Source organism: Magnetococcales bacterium, from assembly GCA_015231755.1.
Taxonomy (GTDB): domain Bacteria; phylum Pseudomonadota; class Magnetococcia; order Magnetococcales; family Magnetaquicoccaceae; genus Magnetaquiglobus.
Window position 1 is genome coordinate 1 of sequence record JADGAZ010000044.1, and the last position, 2372, is coordinate 2372.

Sequence of the window (2372 nt, forward strand, 5' to 3'; positions counted from 1 at the left end):
GCGGTGGAGGGATTGTCGGCCCGTTTTGTCGCGTTGCGTCAGGATCTGGATCGGGAGTCGAGCGCCACCCATGTCCTGTCGGGAGAGGTGGTGGAGGAGAACAATCGTCTGGATTCCGAACTGGCCCACTTGAAGCGGGATATCGATGCGGCGGTGGCGCGGATCGATCAGGTCTCCAAGGCGGCGGAGGATTTGGCGGAGAATGTCGCGTCGAGTGCCAACGCCACCGAGTTGGCCAGCACCAACGTGAACGCCATGGCCGCCGCCGCCGAGCAGATGACCGCCAATCTGGCCGAAGTCAATGTGCATCTGGAGGAAGTTTCATCGTCCGTGGCTCGGGTGGCGGAACGGGTGGCGGATGTGAATGCCTTGTCGGACCGGATCAAGGAGCGGTGTGACACGGCGGAAGGGATCGCGGTGTTGGCCGACCGTTCTGCCAGCGAGACCTTGAGTTCCATCGAGGGGTTGGCGGTCTCTTCGGATGAGATTGTCGAGGTGGTCAATCTGATTCATTCCATTGCCGATCAGACCCACATGCTGGCTTTGAACGCGGCCATCGAGGCGGCGGGGGCCGGGGAGAGCGGCAAGGGATTTGCCGTGGTGGCCGGAGAGGTCAAGGAACTGGCCCGTCAGACGGCGGACGCCACCCGTTTGATCGAGGAGAAGACCGGAGATATTCAGGACCGGACCCGGCGGGTGGTGGATGCCATCCGTCAAATGGGATCCTTGATCGATCGGATCAATGATGGCAACGAGGCGATTGCCGAGTCCGTGGCCCATCAGCGTCAGGCGGTGGCGGAGATCGGTCAGTCCATGGATGCGGTGGCGGAGTCGGCCCGGCAGGTGACCCGCAATTCCGGGGAGTTGGGTTTGGCTTCCGAGGAGGTGGCGCGACGCGCCCAGGAGGCGGCTTCCGGCACCCAGAATGTGGCCCACTCTTCCACGGTGATGGCCACTCACGCCGAACGGGTCGCCTCGGAGAGCGATGGCGCGCGGGAGCGGTCCGAATCCATGCGCGCCGTGGCCGAGGAGATGTTCCGGGCTTCGGCCCAGGTGCAAAAAATGATGCTCCAGGCCATGGATCATGTGGAAACCCTGCACGAGACCATTCGGCTCTCCGGTCAATTGACCGAGGGGCTGAATCAGAGCAGTCAGGCGTTGCGGGCGGCCCGGGTGGGTTGGACCATTTCCTGAAGTGGGGAGTGGCAACGCACGCGTGATTTTTCGTGAGTCATCGCAGGGGGTCGGGGACCGGCACGGTCCCCGGTAGGGGTTTGGGGACGAAGCCCCCAAGGTCTTGATTTGGACTTTCGCGCAGCGACGCGCTTCCCCCAAAAAAGAAAAAAAGCAAAAAAGCAAAACCCTGGGAGAAGAATCTCCCAGACCCTCACTTTTTTTTCAATAATATTTCATTCAGGCGCGACGTTTTTGCCAGATCAGGTATCCACCGATCAACAGCAGGGCGAATCCGGCGGCAGCGATCACCAACCACAGGGTGTGCTGTTTGACCCATGCGGTATTTTCGCCGATGACGAAGCCGAAGATCAACAAGACGATGTTCCAGAGCGTGGCACCCATGAAGGTGTAAAGAATGAAGGGCGGCAGTCGCATGCGGCCCACCCCGGCGGGCATGGAGATGAGATGGCGCACACCGGGCAGGAAACGTCCCGTGAAAATCGAGATTTCTCCGTGTTTGGCGAAGAAAGCTTCGGTTTGTTGCAGGTGTTTGTCGGTGATGAGCAAAAAGCGTCCGAAACGGGCGATGATGGGGCGTCCCAGCCACATGGCCAGATAATAACTGCCCAGGGATCCGGCGATGCTCCCCAGGCTCGAAGCCAGGATCGATCCCCCCCAGGTGAGTTTTTGCGTGGAGACCAGATAACCAGCCGGGATCATGACCAGTTCCGAGGGCACGGGAAAAATGGAACTTTCGGCGGCCATGAGCACGAAAATGGCCCAATAGTCCAACTGTCCCATCCATTCGAGCAACAGATTGGTGACACGTTCGCCCATGCGAAGCTCCTTGCGGGGTGTGTGCTACAGGGGAGTCGGTTGGCGCGATGGCCAGGGGGTGCAAGATTCAAGATCGCTGACATAAAGTCAGGTGGCTGGCGGACTAGGATTCGAACCTAGACTGGAGGAGTCAGAATCCTCTATCCTACCGTTAGACGATCCGCCAATGCAGTCAACTCCGGCCATTATTCCTCAATTGCGGACTCCCCGTCAAGGGGATTTTCTGAAAGATCCGGGGGTGGAAGCCTTTCCCCGGGATCAATAGTCCTTTTTCCACTGCACGCCGATGTCGCCGTTGGACTTGGCGTCCACGCCGGTTTTGAGATAGAGCCGGGGGGTCATTTCCACTTCCACGTTGA

2 protein-coding genes and 1 tRNA gene are annotated in these 2372 nt (G+C 59.7%); 1 reads left to right on the forward strand and 2 read right to left on the reverse strand.

Features of this window, described 5'->3' with window-relative positions; all coding sequences use genetic code 11:
* Positions 1-1194: hypothetical protein (locus HQL98_16225; protein ID MBF0273591.1), on the forward strand; the 1194-nt coding region annotated here is incomplete at its 5' end.
* 219 nt (positions 1195-1413) lie between these two features.
* Here HQL98_16225 and HQL98_16230 read toward each other — a convergent pair.
* Together HQL98_16230 and HQL98_16235 are read right to left on the reverse strand one after the other, a co-directional pair.
* On the reverse strand, positions 1414-2013 hold the full coding sequence (locus tag HQL98_16230) for a DedA family protein (GenBank protein MBF0273592.1): 600 nt from the start codon (positions 2011-2013) through the stop codon (positions 1414-1416).
* A 92-nt stretch (positions 2014-2105) separates the two neighbouring features.
* Positions 2106-2179: transfer RNA gene (locus HQL98_16235), tRNA-Gln, on the reverse strand.
* Positions 2180-2372: the final 193 nt, after the last annotated feature.